Annotated in this window: 21 protein-coding genes; 15 read left to right on the top strand and 6 right to left on the bottom strand. The window is 63.1% G+C overall.

Annotation, left to right across the window (positions count from 1 at the left end; genetic code table 11):
- The 9 genes from AUR_RS11940 to AUR_RS11980 all read left to right on the top strand — a co-directional run bounded on the left by AUR_RS11940 (position 1) and on the right by AUR_RS11980 (position 8,954).
- Positions 1-1,053, top strand: coding sequence for an ABC transporter substrate-binding protein (locus AUR_RS11940; RefSeq protein WP_021471210.1), 1,053 nt, complete (start codon positions 1-3; stop codon positions 1,051-1,053).
- Positions 1,054-1,109: 56 nt separating this feature from the next.
- On the top strand, positions 1,110-2,720 hold the full coding sequence (locus AUR_RS11945; RefSeq protein WP_021471209.1) for a bifunctional 3-(3-hydroxy-phenyl)propionate/3-hydroxycinnamic acid hydroxylase: 1,611 nt from the start codon (positions 1,110-1,112) through the stop codon (positions 2,718-2,720).
- A gap of 12 nt (positions 2,721-2,732) precedes the next feature.
- Complete coding sequence (locus AUR_RS11950) at positions 2,733-3,722, top strand: DODA-type extradiol aromatic ring-opening family dioxygenase (RefSeq protein ID WP_021471208.1); 990 nt, start codon at positions 2,733-2,735, stop codon at positions 3,720-3,722.
- Positions 3,719-4,582, top strand: a complete 864-nt coding sequence (locus AUR_RS11955; RefSeq protein WP_021471207.1) for an alpha/beta fold hydrolase — start codon at positions 3,719-3,721, stop codon at positions 4,580-4,582. Before AUR_RS11950 ends, AUR_RS11955 begins: the two co-directional genes overlap by 4 nt.
- Before the next feature lie 76 nt (positions 4,583-4,658).
- Positions 4,659-5,465, top strand: coding sequence for an IclR family transcriptional regulator domain-containing protein (locus AUR_RS11960; RefSeq protein WP_021471206.1), 807 nt, complete (start codon positions 4,659-4,661; stop codon positions 5,463-5,465).
- Positions 5,466-5,577: 112 nt separating this feature from the next.
- On the top strand, positions 5,578-6,363 hold the full coding sequence (gene hpaH / locus AUR_RS11965; RefSeq protein ID WP_021471205.1) for a 2-oxo-hept-4-ene-1,7-dioate hydratase: 786 nt from the start codon (positions 5,578-5,580) through the stop codon (positions 6,361-6,363).
- Positions 6,348-7,151 (top strand): HpcH/HpaI aldolase family protein, encoded by an 804-nt coding sequence (locus AUR_RS11970; RefSeq protein ID WP_031216140.1) that lies wholly within the window; start codon positions 6,348-6,350, stop codon positions 7,149-7,151. Before hpaH ends, AUR_RS11970 begins: the two co-directional genes overlap by 16 nt.
- A gap of 23 nt (positions 7,152-7,174) precedes the next feature.
- Positions 7,175-8,695, top strand: a complete 1,521-nt coding sequence (locus AUR_RS11975; protein ID WP_062094732.1) for an NAD-dependent succinate-semialdehyde dehydrogenase — start codon at positions 7,175-7,177, stop codon at positions 8,693-8,695.
- Positions 8,696-8,741: 46 nt separating this feature from the next.
- The gene (locus AUR_RS11980) at positions 8,742-8,954 is read left to right on the top strand and encodes a hypothetical protein (protein ID WP_021471202.1); all 213 of its coding nucleotides are present in this window, start codon (positions 8,742-8,744) and stop codon (positions 8,952-8,954) included.
- A 180-nt stretch (positions 8,955-9,134) separates the two neighbouring features.
- Here the strand turns inward: AUR_RS11980 and AUR_RS11985 are convergent, their stop codons facing one another.
- From AUR_RS11985 to AUR_RS12005, 5 genes are all read right to left on the bottom strand, one after another.
- Entirely contained in the window at positions 9,135-10,226 is a 1,092-nt protein-coding gene (locus tag AUR_RS11985) for an AAA family ATPase (protein WP_062094734.1), read from the bottom strand.
- 162 nt (positions 10,227-10,388) lie between these two features.
- Positions 10,389-11,156, bottom strand: coding sequence for a maleylpyruvate isomerase family mycothiol-dependent enzyme (locus AUR_RS11990; RefSeq protein ID WP_062094735.1), 768 nt, complete (start codon positions 11,154-11,156; stop codon positions 10,389-10,391).
- Complete coding sequence (locus AUR_RS11995) at positions 11,156-11,989, bottom strand: fumarylacetoacetate hydrolase family protein (protein WP_062094737.1); 834 nt, start codon at positions 11,987-11,989, stop codon at positions 11,156-11,158. Before AUR_RS11995 ends, AUR_RS11990 begins: the two co-directional genes overlap by 1 nt.
- Entirely contained in the window at positions 11,989-13,119 is a 1,131-nt protein-coding gene (locus AUR_RS12000) for a cupin domain-containing protein (RefSeq protein WP_062094739.1), read from the bottom strand. The genes AUR_RS11995 and AUR_RS12000 overlap by 1 nt, the downstream gene beginning before the upstream one ends.
- Positions 13,120-13,222: 103 nt before the next feature.
- Positions 13,223-14,044, bottom strand: coding sequence for an IclR family transcriptional regulator (locus AUR_RS12005; protein WP_021471197.1), 822 nt, complete (start codon positions 14,042-14,044; stop codon positions 13,223-13,225).
- Between the two features lie 107 nt (positions 14,045-14,151).
- On the opposite strand from AUR_RS12005, the gene AUR_RS12010 reads away from it, so the two are divergent.
- The 6 genes from AUR_RS12010 (at position 14,152) to AUR_RS12035 (ending at position 19,402) form a co-directional block, all read left to right on the top strand.
- Positions 14,152-15,408 carry an FAD-dependent oxidoreductase gene (locus AUR_RS12010; RefSeq protein ID WP_062094740.1) on the top strand — a complete coding sequence of 419 codons (1,257 nt, stop codon included), beginning with the start codon at positions 14,152-14,154 and terminating at the stop codon, positions 15,406-15,408.
- Between the two features lie 103 nt (positions 15,409-15,511).
- Entirely contained in the window at positions 15,512-16,186 is a 675-nt protein-coding gene (locus tag AUR_RS12015) for a helix-turn-helix domain-containing protein (RefSeq protein ID WP_021471195.1), read from the top strand.
- Positions 16,187-16,199: 13 nt separating this feature from the next.
- Entirely contained in the window at positions 16,200-16,778 is a 579-nt protein-coding gene (locus tag AUR_RS12020; RefSeq protein WP_062094743.1) for a PIN domain-containing protein, read from the top strand.
- Between the two features lie 167 nt (positions 16,779-16,945).
- Complete coding sequence (locus AUR_RS12025) at positions 16,946-17,398, top strand: cupin domain-containing protein (protein ID WP_021471192.1); 453 nt, start codon at positions 16,946-16,948, stop codon at positions 17,396-17,398.
- A gap of 77 nt (positions 17,399-17,475) precedes the next feature.
- Complete coding sequence (locus AUR_RS12030; protein WP_062094744.1) at positions 17,476-19,053, top strand: acyl-CoA carboxylase subunit beta; 1,578 nt, start codon at positions 17,476-17,478, stop codon at positions 19,051-19,053.
- Positions 19,054-19,063: 10 nt separating this feature from the next.
- Positions 19,064-19,402 carry an EthD family reductase gene (locus tag AUR_RS12035; protein WP_021471190.1) on the top strand — a complete coding sequence of 113 codons (339 nt, stop codon included), beginning with the start codon at positions 19,064-19,066 and terminating at the stop codon, positions 19,400-19,402.
- A 75-nt stretch (positions 19,403-19,477) separates the two neighbouring features.
- Here AUR_RS12035 and AUR_RS12040 read toward each other — a convergent pair whose 3' ends face one another.
- Positions 19,478-20,563: an MBL fold metallo-hydrolase gene (locus tag AUR_RS12040; protein ID WP_062094746.1), complete on the bottom strand. Its 1,086-nt coding sequence runs from the start codon at positions 20,561-20,563 to the stop codon at positions 19,478-19,480.
- Between the last annotated feature and the right edge of the window lie 4 nt (positions 20,564-20,567).

The raw sequence follows: 20,567 nt of genomic DNA on the forward strand, positions 1-20,567 counted from the left end.
ATGAAATTCAAGAAAACAGCCATCGCGCTGGCCGTCGGTTCATTGCTCGCACTGACGGCCTGCAGCGGCAACGACGCTCCGGGTGATTCGGGCGCGGCAGACACTCCCACCACTCTCGCCGGACTCTATGAAGCCGCCAAGTCCGAGGGTGAGCTTCAGATCTACGGCCCTACGGAAAACCTTTATGCGGCGGTCTACGAGGACTTCGCCAAGACGTACCCGGGCATCAAGATCACTACCGCTGATATCTTCGGGCAGGAACTGGACGCCAGGCTTGAAGGGGAACAAGTGGCTGGCGGCTTTGCGGCCGACCTTGTCCACATCGGTGTTTCTGATGTTGAACGCTATGTAGAAAAGGACTACCTGGCTCCGTACAAGCCGGCTGAAGCAGACGCCCTTGACGGCAAGTTCCGCGGCCATGACGATCTGTGGTCGGTCCCCTCGCGCCACCTTTACGCCACTGCCTACAACGCGAACAAGCTGACCACCGCTGACCTTCCGAGCAAGTGGGCCGACCTGGCCGACTCGAAGTGGAACGGCCGGATTGGTATTGCAAACCCAAAGCAGAGCGGTGCCACTCCGCAGGTGTTCTCAGCAGCCCTTGAGTCCGGGGCCATTGATGAGGGATGGATCGACAAGCTGAAGAAGGAAACCAACCCGGCAATTTACCCGTCCGTTGCCACTGCACTCCAGTCGGTTGTATCCGGTGAACGCGATCTCTCCCTCGTGGCAGGCTACGGAACGTACATGCGCCAGCTGAAGCAGGGCGCTCCCCTTGGATTCGCCACCATGGAAGACGGCGCCTACTACTCGGACGTTGCCTACGCCGCCTTGGACGGCAGCAAGCACCCCAACGCTGCCCGCCTCCTGGTCGGCTGGATGTTTACCGCCGAAGGCCAGGCGTCCGTAGCCAAGCACGTCTTTGAGTTCGGCACAATGCCGGGTGCTCCGTTGCCCGAAGGTGCGGAAAAGCTTGGCAAATCCACTGAGATTGACTACCCGGGCGCTGAAAAGTACCGCAAGACCCTTGACCTGCTAGGCAGCAAGTTCTAGCTCCACGCTGCACGAGACAGTTACGCCCGCGGGCACCACATACTCAGAGGAACACAGTGAAAACCCAGGTACTCATCGTCGGGGCAGGCCCCTGCGGCGACACCATCGCCAACCTGCTCGGCGTCTACGGCATTCGAACCGTCATCATCGACCGCTCTCCGGACATCATCGACTACCCCCGCGGTGTGGGTGTGGATGACGAGTCGCTGCGCGTCTTTCAGTCCTGTGGTCTTGGCACCGAAGTGCATTCGGACATGATCCAGAACCAGGCGCTGATTTGGTTCGATTCCGAGGGCACCAAGCTCGCCGAGATCGCACCTTCCGGGCAGCCTTTTGGATGGCCCCGCAGGAACTCCTTCCTGCAGCCGCTCTTGGAAAAGCGTCTCCGTGGGGGCCTCACCCGCTTTGAGCACGTCGACATCCTCCTTGGCCGTGAGCTCACCGGGCTGACCCAGGGGCCGGACGGCGTAGTTGCCACCATCAGCGCCGCCGACGGAAATGAAACCGTCATTGAAGCAGACTACGTTGTTGGTGCAGACGGCGGACGCAGCACGGTGCGGAAGCTCATCGGCGCGGTACTGGAAGGCACCACCCTGGCGGCCCGCTGGCTGGTAGTGGACCTCAAGGATTCCACCTACCACGCACCGTTCTCCGGCAACTACATCAGCAGCGGACGCCCCTACGTCTCGATCGACTTGCCGTACGGATACCGCCGCTTCGAATTCCGGCTGGAGGACCACGAAACCGATGAGCAGATGGTGCGACCGGAAGAAGTGGAAAAGCTCATCCGGACCCACTTCAATTGGACCGGCCCCATGCCCGACCTGGATAAGGCCCGCGTGTATTCGCACCACTCACGCGTCGCGGACCGCTTTGGCATCGGCAGGGCTTTCCTCGCTGGAGATGCCGCGCATTTGCAGCCGCCATGGTTTGGCCAGGGAATGAACTCCGGCATCCGCGACGCCGCCAACATTGCCTGGAAGCTCGCTGCTGTCCTCGCCCACGGCGTCTCTCCCTCCGTGTTGGAGACGTACGGACAGGAACGCAGGGGACACGCCAAGGCACTGGTTGAGCTGGCCACCACCCTGGGGAAGGTCTACGGACCTAAGACCAAGGCCGGAGAGAAGCTTCGCAGTTACGGGCTCCGGGCCATGCAGAGAATCCCTGCCACGCGAGACTACCTGCTTCAAATGAAGTTCAAGCCGATGCCCTACTACGACCGCGGCGTCGTCCTTGACGCCTCGCCCAAGGCGCCGATCGGCAAGATGTTCATCCAGCCCGACGTCGAGAACGCCTCAGGCGAGCGGCTCAAGCTTGATGAGGCACTTGGCGACTGGTTCGCCGTCGTCGGCATCAACACGGACCCGGCAGAGCACCTCGACGCCGAATCGCTGGCCTACTGGAAGTCGTTGGGAGCCACGTTGGCCCGGGTCAACAGGTCGCGCGCAGGCGAGCACCTCAACACGGTGGGTGAGGACACTGCCCTGCTCGACGACGTCGCCGGCGGCTTCCGTGACTGGGCGCGCGGACGCAAGGACCGCGAAATCCTGGTGATCCGTCCGGACCGCTACCTTGCAGCGTCCTGCGCGGCGGATGCGGCCAACACCATGACCAAGCGGTTCAGCCAAGTGCTGCCCGTCAAGACGACCATCGCAACAGGAAATTAAGAGGAGGCCGCAATGGCAAAGATCGTTGGCTACATCGCCATGTCACACTCGCCCTTCTGGGACGGATCCTTCGACGTCGAAGGCCCGGGTTCGGCGTTCGCAGCAGGAGCCGGGAAGATGAAGGAGACCGTTGAGGCGCTCAACCCGGACTTGGTGGTGATCTTCGGACCGGACCACTTCCGCAACTTCTTCTTCGACCTGATGCCGGCGTACTGCATTGGCACGGGCGAGATTGAAAGCTTTGGCGACTACGGCGGATACCAGGGCCCGCTGCCCTTCAGGAACGGTGCTGGCCTGGAAATCATCGAGGCCGTGCGCGAGGCCGGTTTCGACCCCGCGTTCTCGCTTCGCATGGGCGTGGACCACGGAATCTCCCAGCCTTACGAGGTCCTGGTGCCGGATATGAACATTCCGGTGGTTCCGGTCATGGTGGACTGCAGCGCGCCACCGCGGCCTACCCTCCGCCGCTCTTACAGCTTCGGCAAAGCAGTGGGCGACGCGATCCGCGCAATGGATGACGACCTCAAGGTCCTCATCCTCGCTTCCGGCGGTCTCTCGCACTGGGTGCGGCCCATGTCTCCTTACGATGAGGCCACCGACCATGAGACCCGCGAGTTCCTCATTGACGGCCGCGACCAGGTGGTGGAGTACAACAAGGCCCGCGAAGAAAACCTGGCCCAACGGATCGCCAACCACCACGAAGGCAAGATCAACGAAGAGTGGGACCGCTGGTTCCTGGACCGCCTTGCCGGCGGACCGCTGGAGGACCTCCTGTCCATCGATCCGGACCAGATGGAAGAGGTGGCTGGCAACGGCGCCCACGAGGTTGCCTCGTGGATCGCAGGCCTGGGTGCCTGGGGCGGTGACGTCGCAACGGTCGCCTACGAGCCCGTACCCCGCTGGGTCACCGGCATGGGACTGGCTGCAGGATTTGCCGAGGTCGAAGCTGCCCCTGCGCTTCAGGCCAGCGCAGCCGGCGCTGTCACCGGGAACCAGCCATGACCGAGGTAGCGAGTCCTGCGTACGTGACGGACTCTTTCTTCGGCCTTGAGGACAAATGGCTCGAGACCGCCCCCGGCGAACTCACGCACTACCACGAGATTGGTACCGGCACCCCGGTGCTCTTCCTCCATGGGTCCGGGACGGGCGTTTCCGCAGCTGCCAACTGGTGGCTGAACCTCGCCGACATTGGGCAGGAAAACCGGGCGATCGCCATTGACCTGATCGGATTCGGGCAGACCGTTGCTGCCGAAGGCACCGCCTACGGCATCAAAGCCTGGGTGGATCACGCCGTGCGCGTCCTTGATGCATTGGGAATCGAGAAGACCTGGCTGGTGGGCAACTCGCTGGGTGGCTGGGTGGCGTTCCAGTTCGCCATCGACTACCCGGAGCGCTTGGCCGGATTGATTTCGATGGGTACCGGAGGGGCCAAACGAACCAAGGCTCTGACCAGCCACGCCACTCCGGAAATCACGGTGGACGGGATCCGCCGGGCACTGACCGACTTTGTGGTGGACCATTCCCTGGTCACTGATGAGTTGGTGCAGGCCCGGTATGTGGCGTCGAAATCCGAGGTTGCTTCCGCGCGCTTCAAGGAAGTCATTGCTGCCAGGGACCGCGACCGGGAGGAACTGCCGTTGGACTTCGCCGTCCTGGAAAACCTTCAGGTGCCGGTGCTGTTGATCCACGGCCGTGAAGACGCGGTGATTCCCGCGAGCCGGAGCTTCGACCTGGTGAAAGTGCTTCCGCACGCGGATCTGCATTTGTTCTCCCAGTGCGGCCACTGGAGCCAGGTGGAACGTGCGGCGGACTTCAACCGCATTGTGCGGGGCTTCCTGGCCGAACACGGAAGGAACGGGTAGCGGGGTGACGGCGTATCCGGATGCGGCAGGGGTAGAGGTCCCGGGGGAGGAGGCTGGACTGGGGCAGAATGGCTCTATGGAAATCAGCCCGGTCATCCAAAGGGATGGCGACTTCGTGCAGTCCCTGGAAAAGGGGCTGGCAGTCCTGCGCGCTTTTTCGGATGAGCGTCAGAAGATGACACTTTCCGAGGTTGCGCGGGCTACCGGGCTGTCGAAGCCGAGCAGCCGAAGGCTGCTGCTGACCCTGCAAAAGCTCGGATACGTCACCAACAAGGATGGACTCTTCCGGCTGAGGCCCAGGGTGCTGGATATCGGTTACGCCTACCTCTCCTCGGTTGAACTTCCGGCGGTAGTGGAGCCGTTCCTCAACGACCTCAACAGCAGGCTCGGCGAAGCATGCTCCGTGGGCGTGTTCGACGAGGACTGGATCTACTACATCGCCCGCGCCTCCACCCAGAAGCGGATCATGACGTTCAACGTCCGGGTGGGTACCCGGATTGACCCGCTGCTGACGGCCCTGGGCCGGGTCATCCTGGCCAATCTCCCGACGGAGGAGCTGGACTCGTACCTGGAAATGCGCCAGGAAACGAACGACCTGGATGAAGCAGGGTGGACGCGGGAGGAATTCCTTGCACTCCTGGCCGAAGTCCGTGCGCAGGGCTGGTCCCTGGTGGACCAGGAAGTGGAAGTGGGCGTGCGGACCATCGCGGCTCCCATCCATGACGCGAACGGCAACGTCATCGCAGGAATCAACGTGGCAGTGCATACCGCCCGTGTTTCCTTGGAGACCCTGCAAGACGAGTTCCTGCCGCAGCTGCTCGAAACCAGGGACAAGATCGACGCCGCGATCGCCTCCTACGGACCGGCAGCGAACTTCTCCTAGGAATCCATCACCGCATTTCCACGCGGGAGGGCCTTCCGGGCCTCCCGCACGTTCGGCCTGCCTTCCAGTGCCGGGCCTTCACTTTTAGCGATCCTTGAACGGAGATCGATGCATGCTTGACCAAACAGTCATTGAACAGATTGCCGATGAGTTGGTGGCGGCCGGACGCGACCGAAAACCGGTGCCCCTCCTGACTGCCCGCTACCCGGACATGACGGTGGAAGATTCCTACGCCGTGCAGGGAGTATGGCGGAGCCGGAACGAGGAAGCCGGCCGGACCCTGGTAGGCCGCAAGATCGGCCTGACCTCGCGGGCGATGCAGTTGGCCACGGGCATCACGGAGCCGGACTACGGTGCGATCTTCGATGACATGGTCCTCGAATCCGGCTGCTCCGTGGCATGGGACCAGTACACGCATCCTCGCGTTGAGGTAGAGCTTGCCTTTGTCCTCAAGGAAGGCCTGAATGGGCCTGGCTGCACCATTTTCGATGTCCTGAACGCCACCGAGTACGTCGTTCCCGCCCTTGAAATCCTGGATTCACGGATCGAGATGGAGGGCCGCACCATCGTGGACACCATCTCCGACAACGCGGCCATGGGCGCCATGGTGATCGGCGGCAATCCCGTGAAGCCGGACGCCGTGGATCTCCGCTGGATCTCAGCCATCCTCTACAAAAACCAGGTGGTGGAAGAGACGGGCGTTGCTGCGGGCGTCTTGGGACACCCGGCCAACGGAGTGCATTGGCTGGCCAACAAGATCGCCGCGCATGGAGACTCCATGAAAGCCGGCGACATCATTCTGGCCGGTTCCTTTACCCGGCCTATGTGGGTCTCCAAGGGAGACACCGTTTTTGCTGATTACGGACCCCTGGGAGTAGTGACATGCCACTTCAACTAAGCCCCACTTTCCATTCGGCGCTGGCAGCGGCGGACAGGCCCCTGGCCGGAATGTGGGTGTGCTCCGGCAGCCCGCTGGTGGCCGAAATCTGCGCCGGTTCCGGCTTGGACTGGCTCCTGATCGACGCTGAACACTGCCCCAACGGCTTGGAATCCATCCTGGCCCAGTTGTATGCCGCAAGCGGTTACCCCATCCATGTTCTGGTCCGCCCCCCGGTCAACGACACTGTGGTGATCAAGCAGTACCTGGACCTGGGCGTGCAAAACCTGCTGATTCCCATGGTCAATTCGGCTGCAGAAGCGGAGGCGGCCGTCGCCGCGGTCCGCTACCCGCCGCACGGTGTGCGTGGCGTGGGCTCAGCGTTGGCCCGGTCCGCACGGTGGAACCGTGTTCCGGACTACCTTGCCACCGCATCCGAATCGATCAGCCTCACCGTGCAGATTGAGTCGGGTGCCGCCGCCGAGGTGGTAGAGGAAATCCTCGCCGTGGACGGTGTGGACGGCATCTTCATGGGCCCATCGGACCTGGCCGCTTCGATGGGCTTGCTGGGACAGCAGGAACATCCGGAGGTGCGGGCCGTCGTCGAGCATTGCATCAAAGCCGCCCAAGCGGCAGGCAAGCCCGCCGGCGTGAACGCCTTCAATGAGGCGACCGCCCGTTCCTATCTCGACGCCGGAGCTTCCTTCGTGCTGGTCGGCGCCGATGTTGCGGTGCTTGCCCGCGCTTCCGAAGGCTTCGCTGCGAAGTTCGTCCGACCGTTGGTCGGAAGCACTCCAGCAAGTTACTGACATACGATCCAAAAGGACTTCCCATGACTGCTTCAACCGCTTTGACGTCATTCGCGTCGTTGGTGGACGCAACCCGCCAGCACGAATCCGATCTGCTGGCGTCTGTGCCGACCGGCCTGTTGATCGGGGGCCAGTGGCGCGATTCGTCCGACGGCGGCACGTTCGATGTCCATGACCCCGCCACCGGTGAGGTACTTGCGACCCTCGCCTCCGCAACGAGCGAGGATGCGGTGTCTGCGCTCGATGCCGCAGACGCCGCCCAGCCTTTCTGGGCCGCGACGGCGCCGCGTGTCAGGTCCGAGATCCTTCGCCGTGCCTTTGAACTCGTCACCGAGAGGGCGGACGAGTTCGCCCTCTTGATGACCTTGGAAATGGGCAAACCCTTGGCAGAAGCCCGGGGCGAGGTCACCTACGGTGCTGAATTCCTGCGCTGGTTCGCGGAGGAGGCCGTCCGGGACTACGGACGGTACCTGACCACGCCGGAAGGCAAGAACAAGATCCTGGTTCAGCAGAAGCCGGTTGGTCCCTGCCTGCTGATCACGCCCTGGAACTTCCCCTTGGCGATGGCCACCCGCAAAGTGGCGCCTGCCGTTGCGGCCGGTTGCACCATGGTCCTCAAACCCGCCAAGCTCACGCCCCTGACGGCTCAGTACTTCGCCCAGACCATGCTCGACGCCGGGCTTCCGGCAGGCGTCCTCAACGTCGTTGCGTCCTCTTTTGCCTCCGGCATCTCCGGCCCCCTGATGAGGGACTCGCGGCTCCGGAAGGTTTCCTTCACGGGGTCGACGCCGGTGGGCAAGCGACTCTTGGCGGACGCGGCAGGCAATGTCCTGCGGACGTCCATGGAACTGGGCGGAAACGCTCCGTTCATCGTGTTCGAGGACGCCGACGTGGACAAAGCCGTCGAAGGGGCCATGGCCGCGAAAATGCGGAACATGGGGGAGGCCTGCACGGCCGCCAACCGGTTCCTGGTGCACGAAGCTGTTGCCGCGGAATTCACGCGCAAGTTCGCCGCGGCCATGGGGTCCCTGAGCGTAGGCCGGGGAACCGCGCCCACTACCCAGGTCGGGCCGCTGATCGACGCCGGCGCCCGCGCCGACGTGCACGCCTTGGTGACTGCCGCCGTCGACGCCGGAGCTACCGCCCTGACCGGCGGGACCCCCGCGGACGGCCCCGGCTACTTCTACCCGCCCACCGTCCTGGCGAACGTTCCCAAGGGTGCAGCGATCCTCCGCCAGGAAATCTTCGGCCCCGTTGCCCCGGTGACAACGTTCAGCACCGAGGAAGAAGCGATCCGCCAAGCCAACTCCACCGAGTACGGCCTCGCTGCCTACCTCTACGGACGCGACTTCAACCGGCTGCTGCGGGTGGCTGAGCAGATCGAGTTCGGCATGGTCGGTTTCAACGCCGGGGTCATCTCCAACGCGGCAGCACCATTTGGCGGGGTTAAACAGTCAGGCCTCGGCCGCGAAGGCGGTTCCGAAGGGATCGCCGAATACACCACCACCCAGTACATCGGGATTGCCGACCCCTACGCCAACTAACTGTTGACCCACTGAGGGACGACGCAACTGCCTAAGAAGGACCCCAATGCAGATTCTTACCGAAATTCGAGTCAATCAGCCGACTGAAATAGACGAAAAGCTGGAAGCCGCAGTTCGCGCGGCCCATGAGGACGCGCGAACCAAGGGGAAGCACGGGGTGCTTGTCATCCGGCGTAGCTTTGAACACTATTCGGTGCTCTTGTCTCCTGATGTGCCGTTCGGGCAGACCTATGAGCGCGACCAGGCAATGAGGAACTAGCAGCCGTTCGGGTCCTCTAGATCCACTTTGGCGCGGCGGGCACCTCGCCGGCCCGTGCATCCGGCCCGGCGGCGGCCACACCGCTGCTGCCGCGTCCGGCGGCCCATTCGGCGACGCCGGGCAGCGGACCGGTGACGATCGTGGATTACTACGGTGTTGCCGCAATGGTCGAAAAACCGCTCAACCCTGGTCGCGGAGGTACTGCCGCAGTCCGGGGATTGCGAAATCGACTTTCCCGTAGCCGGCGGACTCGATCAGGCCCGCGGCAATAAGCCGCTTCCGGTACTTGGACACCAGGTTGGGTTTGGCTTGCAGGATCCCGCCGATCTGACCGGCCGTCGACGGACCATCCTGGGCCGCCATGGCATCCAGGAACTCTCGGTCCTTGTCAGAAATATCCGACAGTGCCGACTCGACGACCACCAGGCTGTTCCGTCGTTCCGCGGCCCTGATGGCACGCTCAACGCTGTCCTCGTTCAAAGCCCATTCTGCCTTGCCCGCTTCGAGCCAGAGGAAGTAACCAACCAGCTGGATCAGGAAGGGGTACCCTTCCGTGGCTTCGGCGGCCTTGGAGATGAGCCCGGGGGTGACGTCAATCCGGCCCTGGCTGAAGAGCTCTTTGTAGGACGCGGTGACTTCGGCGATGGCCGCTTCGTGGAGATTGATCCGGTCGGCCCGTCGGAGGAAGGTCGCGACGCCTTCATTGAGGAGGTCCGACACGGCCGACGGCAGGCCGGCGAAGATCAGACCGACTGGCAGCCCTTCGCGGATGAAGTGTTGGACATCGGCGGCCAGCTGAGAGATTTCCGTGCGGTCGACGGCGTGGATCTCATCGATGGTGATGACCAGACCCGTGCCCTTTTCACCGAGCCTGCGCAGCAACTCGCCTCCTATCCGGCGCCAATCATTGGCACGCTCGGGAGGTAGTTGTGTGGTGAGCCCGAAACCTGCCGCGGAGAATGCGGTGATCTTCCGGGACGGAGGGCCATCTCCGAGCTCATCGAGAAGGCGCAGCATGTCATCACCGATCCCGCCCAGGAAGCCAGGGGTTGCTGTCCGGGAGATGACTGCCCAGCCTTGCTCGCGTGCGATGCCTTCGGCTTCATTCAACATCACGGTCTTGCCGATGCCCCGGGAGCCCGTGATGATGGTCAGAAGCCCCGGCGCCCCGGAACCCTGCTGTAGGCCGTACTCGAACTCGTCCAACAGTCCCGCGCGTCCCACCAAGGCAGGTGGGGTGGCGCCGGCCGTCGGCTTGAAGGGGTTAAGCACGGCACCTCCAGATAGCAGACAGGTGAAACTAGGTGAAAGTGGTGAAACTGGTGAAGCTTCAGCCACTCTAGGCCGTAACCGTCCATTCAGGCAAGCGCGTGCAGGCGAAGCGGTAGCATCAAGCTGGAGAAATGAGCGTGGAGGCGTCTATTCCGTTACGGCCTAGATCCACATGGGCGCAGCGGGCACCTCGCCGGCCCGTGCATCCGGCCCGGCGGCTGTCACCCCGCTGTTGCCGCGTCCGGCGGCCCATTCGACGACGGCGGCAAGAGGTCCGCTGACGAACGTGGGGTCGGCGGCGCTTGTGTCGCCGAACGTGAGATCGGTGCCGTTCTCGGCAGTGCCGGTGACCTTGATGAGGAGTCCGGTGTCCGTTTCGCGGGTACGCCAAGCGGACGTGATGTCCTTCAGGAGCCGTTCCAGTACGGGGGCGGGGATGTCATTGAAGGTGGCGCCGTTGTCCAAGTCGACGGCGTGCATCCACACTTCGCGGGTGCGCATCCAGGCCGTTTCCGATGCCGGGACCGTGCGTCCCTGGGCGGTGCGGACCTCGTTGGACCAGTCGGCGTCGGGAAGATCCCGCCACTCCACAGACAGGTGCACAGCGGAGTGGCCGAACAGATTCCGCAGGGCGATGGGGGAGAGCGTGGCGCCGAATTGGATTTCCTCGCCCCGCGCTTCGGGCGAAGAGTACATGGGCGTCTCAACGCCGGTGCCGGCCCATTCGATAAGGCGCGCGATGGCCCGTGCGTTGTAGCCCACGTGTGCCACAAGGTGGCGGCGGGTCCACCCGGGGAGGCGGGTGCCGCCGTCGAGCTCTTCGTCTGTGAGTTCGTTGAGTTTGCGGGCGAAGAACGCGGTCCCGCGCCGCGCCTGCAGGAGGTCTTCCTGCAGGCGCGGATCGGTGGTGAGGTCGTGGCGGGCGACCATCAGGCTTCCTTGACCACGCGGTTGTTCAGTTGGCCGAGGCCTTCGATGGTGGTGGTCAGGAGTTCGCCTTCCTGCAGGTAGCGCTTGGGCTCCTGGGCGTGGCCCACGCCGCCTGGGGTGCCGGTGGCGATCACGTCTCCGGGATTCAGGGTGATGATGGTGGAGATGTAGGAGACCAGGAATTCCGGGGTGAACACCACGTCATTGGTGGGGGTCTGTTGCTGGATTTCGCCATCAACTGCCGTGGTCATGAGGCCTCCGCTGAACTCGTCCTTGGTGACCAGCGCCGGGCCGAACGGGGTGGAGTTTTCCCAAGTCTTGCCCTGCAGCCACTGGATGGTGCGGAACTGGTAGTCGCGCATGGAGACGTCGTTGAGCACGGCGTACCCTGCGATGTGGTCGGCGGCGTCGGCCTCGGAGATGCGGCGGCCCTTCTTGCCGATGATCACTGCGAGCTCCGATTCCCAGTCCACGGTGTCCGATTCCTGCGGCAACGCGAGGTCGTCGTTCGGGCCGATCAACGATTCCTGGTATTTCGCGAACAGGGTAGGGTGTGCGGGAACTTCGCGGCCCATTTCCTTGATGTGGTTGCGGTAGTTGTGGCCTACGCAGATGATTTTGCCCGGTGCCGGTACGACGGCGGCGAGGTCGGCGCCGTCCAGCGCGTGCGTTGCGCCGTTGGCCGCCTTGGCGGTTTCTTCCCAGTTGGGGCTGGCCAGGAGCTCGCCGACGTCGGCGAAGCCGGGGATCTCGGTGAGGGTGTCTCCGTCCTGGCGGACGGCTACGGTGCCCTTGCCGGAGGGGGTTTCGGTGCGGAGGGTGAGGAGTCTCATTACTTGTTGCGTCCTTCGGAGTAGCTGCGGTTGAAGTTCAGTCGTTCGTAGATCGGGGCGTCGCTGAACCGGAAAAGATCGAATTCAGTCCCGGCCTGCAGGGACCATTCCTGCCAGGACGGCACCACGAACAGGTCGCCCTTGGCCAGCTGCTTGGTTTCGCCGTTCAGCACAGCGGTTCCTGTGCCTTCGAAGACCTGCCAGACGCTGGAGCCGACCTCGCGGAGGGGCTCGGTGGAAGCTCCGGCGCGGAGGCGGTGGAATTCTGCCCGGATGGTGGGCATGACATCCCCGCCCGTGGTCGGGTTGGAGTACCGGATGGCGGCGTGGCCCTGGGAAACAGTGGCCGGGTGTCCTTCGTCCTCGAGCAGGAGTTGTTCGCGCAGGGCGGCGTCGGTGTGTTCCCAGCGGTATGCAGCGATGGGGGAGTTGGTAGTGTCCTGCAGGCCGGAGAGCGGACGCAGCCCTGGGTGGGCCCAGAGCCGCTCGGACCGGGAGATATCCGGGGTTGCCTCGTCGGTGACCCGCTCGGTGCCGAACTCGAAGAACCCGGCGTCAGCGTAGTGCGCGAAGGGGATGTCCAGCCCATCGATCCAGGCCATGGGCTGGTCAGTGTCATTGTGGTGGCCGTGGAAGTGCCAACCGGGAGTGAGCAGGAAGTCGCCGCGGCGCATGGCTACGGGATCGCCGTTGACGACGGTCCAGACGCCTTCACCTTCCACCACAAAACGGAACGCATTCTGGGAGTGGCGGTGTTCCGGAGCGACTTCGCACGGGCCCAGGTACTGGATGGCGGCCCAGAGCGTGGGGGTGGCGTACGGGGCGCCGGCCAGGCCGGGGTTTGCCAACGCGATGGCGCGGCGTTCCCCGCCGCGGCCCACGGGAACCAGATCGCCGGCGCGGGCGGCCAGGGGATAGAGATCGTCCCAACGCCATACGTGCGGGATGGCTTTCGGTGCCGGGACCATCGGCATGAGGTTTCCGATGTCGCTCCACAGCGGGACCAGGTTCTCCCTGTCGAAGTCCCTGTAGAGCTGGTCCAGCTGGGCCTGCTCCTCGGGAGTCGGTTCCGGCAAGGCGTGGCTGGCGGCCACGGATTCGTGAGTCGTGTTCTCGGCGCTGATGGACACGGGGCCCTCCTCAATGGGTCCGAACGGATTTGTTCAAACCTAGGAAGGTTTTGGGTTACGGCACAGAAGATTCTGCTGTACAGAATCTAAGGCAGGACAGTGGCTACCCGGGGTCCGCCGGATTGGCCGCGATGTCCACCTCAAGTTGCCGGCAGGTGCCGCGCAGGGCGGCGACCAATCCGTCGTCGAACACTTTACGGAAGCGGGTGGACGGCATGGCGACCGACAGGGCGCCCACCACCGCGCCATGCCTGTTGTGCAGGGCCATGCCCAGGGCGCTGACGTCTTCCTCGGTACCTTCGAAGTTCGCCGCGAATCCGTTGTTCCGGACGGACTCCAGGTCCCGCGTGAATGCGGGGTAGTCCCGGTCCGAAATAGTGTCACCCCCGATTTCGGCATTGTGGCTGCGGAACAGCTGCTCCACCATTGCCGGCTCCAATTCGGCGAGCATCGCTTTGCCGCCGGAGGTCAGGTTGGCGGGCAGTACCGCTCCTTGGCGATCTCCGATCCGCAACACATTGCTGCCTTCGACGGTTGCCAGGAAGCGCACTTTTGTTCCCACCCGGACCATGAGGTTGACGGTCTCGTTGAGCTGCGCCGAAAGGAGTTCCATGTGCGGCTGGGCAAGCTCGCGCAGCATCCTGGTCCAGCTGAGTCCGGCAGGGCCTACGCCCATGGCCGGGCCGGGCACATAGCGCCTGTTTTCGTCCTGGACTGCGAAGCCGCGGTAGACGAGCATCGCCAGGAGGCGGTGCGCCGTTGAGGGCGCAACGCCCAACTCGGCAGCGGCATCCTTGAGCCGCAAGGCCCCGCCGTCGCGGAGCAACTGGAGAAGGACCAGCGCATTGTCCACTGCTTCGATGGAATACGTGGGCCGCTTCTGCAGTGGCTTGGACACGGAGGAGGCAACGGTTTTCTTCTGCACAACAGAATTGTATTGGTAACGCGTGCCAACGGTCCTGACAGTAGGGGAAACACATCAACCGTTCCCTTTGCAGAAAGCATCGGGGCCACATTCCAAGGAGCAAGCACATGACGGAGAGCGGCGCAGCTACTGATGTCCTGGTTGTTGGAGGGGGAATGGCCGGCCTTGCCGGAGCCCTCGCACTGCGCGAGAACGGGGCGAACGTCACCCTGGTGGAACGCGCGCCGGAGTTCGGGGAAGTGGGTGCGGGGCTGCAGATGGCACCGAACGCCACCCGTGTCCTCAAGCGCTGGGGCCTGCTGGAAAAGGCATTGGAAATCGGAGTGCAACCCAAGCATTTGGTTTTCCGTGATGCGGTGACCGGCGAGGAACTGACGCGCCAGAGCCTCAAGGGGGAGTTTGAGGAACGCTACGGGGCACCATATGTTGTGATCCACCGCAGCGACCTGCACCGGGTCCTCCTTGAAGGGTGCCAGGAGGCAGGCGTGAAGCTGGTGAACGACGTCATGGTTGAGAGCGTGGAAACGGTGAACGGCCGGGGGATCGTGCACACCGAGGCTGGCGTGGACTATGAAGCGGACGTCGTCATCGGCGCCGACGGTTTGAAGTCCACCCTGCGTCCGCTGGTGGCAAACGACGAGCCGGTCTCTTCGGCCTACGTTGCCTACCGCGGAACCGTGCCCATTACGGATGAAACACCCAAAGCCGATCTTGAGGACGTGGTGGTCTACCTCGGGCCGGACTGCCACTTGGTGCAGTACCCGCTGCGTAAGGGCGAGCTCCTCAACACGGTGGCCGTGTTCAAGTCGCCTTCGTTCGAAAGCGGCGAGGAGCAATACGGCGGCGTGGATGAGCTCGAGGCCGCTTACAAGGACTGCATCCCGGCGGTGCAGGCAGCCCTGGCCAATCTGGGCACCGGCATCCGCTGGCCCATGTATGACCGCGATCCGATCGAAAACTGGGTGTCCGGCCGCATGGTCCTGATGGGCGACTCGGCCCACCCCATGCTCCAGTACCTCGCCCAGGGCGCATGCCAGGCACTCGAAGACGCCGCAGTACTGCAGGACGCCAGCGCTGGAACGGTATTCACTGAGGACGGAATCAACCCGGCGGGTTGGGACGACGCTATCCGGGCCTTCAATGTAGCCCGCGCGGAGCGCACCGCACGGGTCCAGCGCACAGCCCGCGTTTGGGGCGAATCGTGGCACGTCTCCGGTATCGGCCGTACCCTCCGCAACCTGCTCTTCAAGAGCCGCAAGGACAACGACTTCCAGTACAACGACTGGCTCTACGCCCAGGGCGTCCCCGGCGGACCTGCCGCGGAAGCACCCAAGGTCGTCGCCACCGGAAAGGTCCCTGCCTGACGCCCTGACGCGGCGCCTAACGCGAAAGCCGCCTGCCGCCGTCGTACTTCACGGGAAGAGTACGACGGCGGCAGGCGGCTTTTGTGCGTCGGGCGCCGGCCTCGTGTCTGCCGCCGAAGTCTTGCAGTACACCCATGAGTTCGTCGCCACGCTCGACAGCGCTGCCATGCGGCATTACGATGAGGAAAAGATAAACGAAAAAAACGAAAAAGCGACAAGCGTAAGTACACAGCCCAGAGAGCCTGCTGCCATGAGCACAAGTCCCGCCCCCGTCAAGGAAACCTTTTTCGCCCCCGAAGCTCTGAAAGCTGGCCAAATTTACGACTTCATGGAGGCGCACACTGAGCGGACTGGGGCTGCGCCGCGGCCGCAATTCTTCCTGTCAGGATCCGCCGCGGGCGATCAGGTGGAGATCCCTTCTGAAATCTACGATGTGCTGGTCAAGGCTGTTGAAGCTATGCGTAAGGGACTGGCCGTCACAATCACTCCGAGTTCCATGACGCTCACTACACAACAGGCCGCAGAACTCCTTGGCGTAACGCGTCCCACGCTCGTGAAGCTTCTTGATGCAGGCAAAATTCCGTTTGAGAAACCGGCCACCCATCGACGAGTCAGGCTTGAGGATGTTTTGGCTTTCAAGAACGAGAGGAAAGCTGAGCAGCACGCAGCATTAGCTTCACTTGGTGCCATCGATGATGAAGACCCCGCGACACTTATCGAGGACCTAAAGTACGCCCGAGCAGAAGCAGGCCGCAGACGCCGAGCTCGACAAAAGTGAAACTCTAAGGAGTATGTTCACCGCCCTGCTTGACAGTTGTGTCCTCTGGCCCAGCACTCAACGTAACTTTTTGCTGTCGCTGGCGTTTGAGGGGGCGTACCGCTTTGTCTTCAGTGAAGCCATTATCGAAGAGGTTGAGGTGAATGAAGAGCGGAAGCGCATCAAACGGGGTGATTCAGAACAGGGTGCAGCGAAAAAAGCGCTTCACCTGAGTACTCAGCTGCGGCTTCACTTTCCGGATGCGATCGTGAAGAACTGGGAAGGGCTAGACGGGTCCTACGGATTGCCCGACCCCGACGATGAACACGTGCTGGCCGCAGCAGTGGTCGGTGGAGCGGGAAGTATAGTTACTGCCAACTTTCGTGACTTCCCAGTCGACAAGATCCCGAGTGGCATCCAGATTGTCAGCGCCAAAGATTTCGCTTACGAGACCGTCTCCCTGCGACCGGACCTCGGCGTTGCGGCAATCCAAGCGATGGCCAGCCGATCCGGGACCAGACATGCCGAACAGTCGGCGATGGAGATCCTGGACACGCTTGACAGGCTGTATTGCCTGAAAGCGGCAACTTCCCTCATCCGAGAGCTTCTGTAGCCTTTGCTGCGGACCGCCCATGAAGAGCCGGCCTAACTTTTTTCCGATACGTACAAACGTTCGTCTTGACCTGGTGCCGTCCTCGCTGGATACTTACTAAAGGACGTTCGTTCTTCGCTATTGGACGATCCGGAACGTGCCTCGATTCGACTTCGAAAGGACCAGCGATGACTACTGACGTCGCCTTCGACATCAACAAGAACACCGACATTTTCCGCGTTCACCGGGCGAGCGAACTTGAAGCTGCGCCTGGCCAGACGCAGAACGCCCGCCGCATCTCCGGCGTGAGCAAGGAAAACAGCCCGGTAGAGCGCCTTTGGTTCGGCAAGGTCTACACGGGTCCGGGCGAAATCTCAGGCGCCCACCACCATGGCGAGGCCAACACGGGTGGCTACGTGCTCAAGGGCCGCGGCTTCATCCGGTACGGCGAAGGCTATAGCGAGATCGTCTACCTCGAAGAAGGGGACTTCGTCTTCGTTCCGCCGTACATGCCGCACATTGAAGGCAACGCCAGCAAAACTGAAGAGCTGGTCTGGATGACCACCCGCACGCCGGACAACATCGTGGTGAACCTCGAGGACCAGGACATCGTTGACCTGGAGATCGACTACCGCTCGTAGCGGATGAGGCGAGCGATCGCTCGCTCCAATACTGAGACACCTAAGTATTTACCCTGCTGTTTCAACTGGAGGCCTGTATGAGCACCACCATCACGGAAGTAGAGGCGTCGACGGCGACCGCCGAAGCCCCCACCGTGCACGAACTTCTCCAGGAGAAGCTCGAACAGTCGCGGCTGGGCGGTTCAGAGAAGAACCGAAAGAAGATCATTGAATCCGGCAAGCTGCTGGTGCGTGAGCGCCTCGCCCTGCTGTTCGACGACAACGAATACATTGAAGACGGCCTGTTGGCCCGGTTCGAAGACGGGCTCCCGGGAGACGCCGTCGTTATCGCGTTCGGTCGCGTCGACGGCCGCCAGGTGTGCGTCATCGCGAACGACTACAGCGTCAAGGCCGGCACTTGGGGCAACCGGACCTTCGAGAAGATCACCGCAGCCCAAGAGAAGTCCAACGCCGCGGGAATCCCGCTCATTTACCTGTTCGATTCCGCCGGTGCGCGCATCGACGAGCAGTTCGAGAGCTTCGCGGGCCGCCATGCCTGGGGCAACATCTTCTACAACCAGGTCCAGATCTCCGGCCGTGTCCCGCAGGTGTGCGCACTCTTCGGTCCGTCCCCGGCCGGTTCGGCTTACGTTCCCGCGCTGTGCGACATGACCATCATGGTCCGAGGCCATGCCACGGCCTATCTGGGTTCGCCCCGCCTGGCCGAAATGGTCACCGGCGAGAAGGTCACTCTTGAGGAAATGGGTGGCGCGGAAATGCACTGCAGCGTCTCCGGCCTGGGTGACGTCCTGGTTGAAGATGATGCAGAAGCCATCGCCGCAATCCGCGTTTGGCTCAGCTTCCTCCCGGCCAACTGGGAGCAACCCGCACCCTTGGCCCCCGCCCTTGAACCGCGCCCTGGCCGCACGCTGCAGGAGATCGTCCCCCTTCGGGAGGCCGAGGTCTTCGACATGGAGGAGTTCGTTGAATCCTTGGTGGATGAAGGCAGCTGGTTCCCGTATAAGGAACTCTTCGCGCCGGAGATGCTGACCGGCTTCGCCCGAATCGGTGGACGTCCAGTGGGCTTGGTGGGAAACCAGCCGAAGCACATGGGCGGCTCGATCTTCCCTGATTCCTCGGACAAGGCCGCACGCTTCATCTGGATCTGCAACGCCTACAACATCCCCATCATCTTCCTGGTGGATATTGCCGGGTACATGATCGGTTCGGCCGTGGAACGCCAGGGCATCATCCGTCACGGCGCCAAGATGATCTTCGCAGTCTCAGAGTGCCGCGTCCCGCGCATCACCGTGCTGGTCCGCAAGGCCTACGGCGGCGGCTACCTGGCAATGTCCGGCGCTCCCATGAACCCGGATGCCGTCATCGCCCTCCCGACGGCCCGCCCCGCCCTCATGGGCCCGGACGCTGCCGTGAACGGCGTCTACTACAACCAGATCCACGAAATCGAGGATCCGGAAGAGCGCCGCAAGTTCATTGCCGAGAAGCAGGCCGAGTACGCCGAGGGAATCGACGTCTTCAAGATCGCCAATGCCAACGCCGTTGAGGCTGTGGTCCCCGCCAATGAGCTGCGCTCGGACCTGATGGTCCGCCTGGACCTCTACGGCCGCCGCAAAGCCGTGCCGGTGGAGCGCCGCCAAGCTGTCACGCCGGCCTAGGGGGACGCGGATGATCAAAGTGGTGGCAGTCCTCAAAGCCAAGGAGGGCGTGAGCCGGGATGAGTTCCTGTACAAGTGGAACGTCGAACATCCCGTCCTGGTACGCAAACTTCCCGGGCTGCGGCGCTACAGGCAGAACCCGGCGATCGAGCACCGCAAGGAGTGGCCGTTCAACGGGATGGCCGAGCTCTGGTTCGATTCGGTTGCTGGTGTGAAGATTGCGTACTCGGGTGAAGAAGCCCGGAAACTGTTCGAGCACGAGCATGAGTTCCTGGCCGACATGCAGTGGTTCCTGGCTGAAGAGGTCGAGGTTGACCTTGAGCCTGTGGAAGCAGTCCCTGTTTCGTAAGGCGCGGACAAGCTGAAGACCAAAAGGGCCGGATCCGTCGGGATCCGGCCCTTTTGGCCATTGCAGATCAGGCATTCAGCAGTTCAGGCCTGCGCAGTTCGACCCCACGCCCCGGTGGGCCGTCCCTATTAAGGCGGGTTCCGCCGTCGGGAGCCCTTCAACGGTGTGGTTCACGCCCGAAGTGCGCAGGTATTGAAGGTGGGCGGCTGTTTCGCTGAGGGCCAGCCGGAGCTGGAGGTTCCCCAGGGAATCGAAGCCGCGGGACCACGTGAGCCGCGACGCGACTGACCACACAGTGGGGTTCCCCTGCGCCTCCAGTTCCCGCATTACTTCTTCCGAGCGCTCCAAGTTCATGGATTTCAGTGCCAGCACCCGGTCCCGGAGTCCCCTGAAGCGGTATTCGTGGGCCGGCAGGACCTCGAAGTGCGTCTCCGCCTCCAAACGCCCAAGGGATTCCATGCAGCTGCGCAGGGGGTCGGCGTCGCCGCGGATCTCCAGGGAAACGTTGGGGGAGATGCGCGGCAGTACGTGGTCTCCGCTGAGGAAGACTTCGCGGCCGGCGTCGCGGAGGCAGATGTGGCCGGGTGTGTGGCCGGGGGTTTCGACGACGGTGAGCGGCCGACCGTGGATGGGGACCGCGTCACCGTCGCCCAGCCGAAGATCCGGATCCGCAAGCTGCTTGAGATGCATTAGCTTGTCCACGTTCATGGCAGCTTCATCGAGCCGGCCTTCGGGGACGCCCCACGAGCGCATGCGGGCCCGGTCCGCTTCGCTCTCGACGGCGGGATCGTCAAAGACAGAGATATGGCGCTGCTCGGCCTGGCCCAGCGCAAGCCAGGCGCCTGACCGTCTCCTCAGCCAGGACGCCATTCCCAGGTGGTCCGTGTGAAAGTGCGTCGCCACAATGCCCGTGACGTCTGTCAGCCCAACACCGGCTGCCCGGAGGCCTGCCTGCAGGTCCAACCGTCCTTGCGGGCTGTCGAAGCCCGGGTCGATGACAAGGTAGTCAGGGCCGCTGAAAAGAAGGTAGGACAGCGTGTAACGCATGGGGTTGCCCGGGAACACTACGGGGATGGACCACAACCCTTCGCCGACGTTCTCGACAGGAGGTTGGACTTTGTTCAACCACGCCTCGCGCTGCCGCGTGCCGGTGATCTCCACGCGT

It is taken from the genome of Paenarthrobacter ureafaciens (assembly GCF_004028095.1).
GTDB lineage: Bacteria > Actinomycetota > Actinomycetes > Actinomycetales > Micrococcaceae > Arthrobacter > Arthrobacter ureafaciens.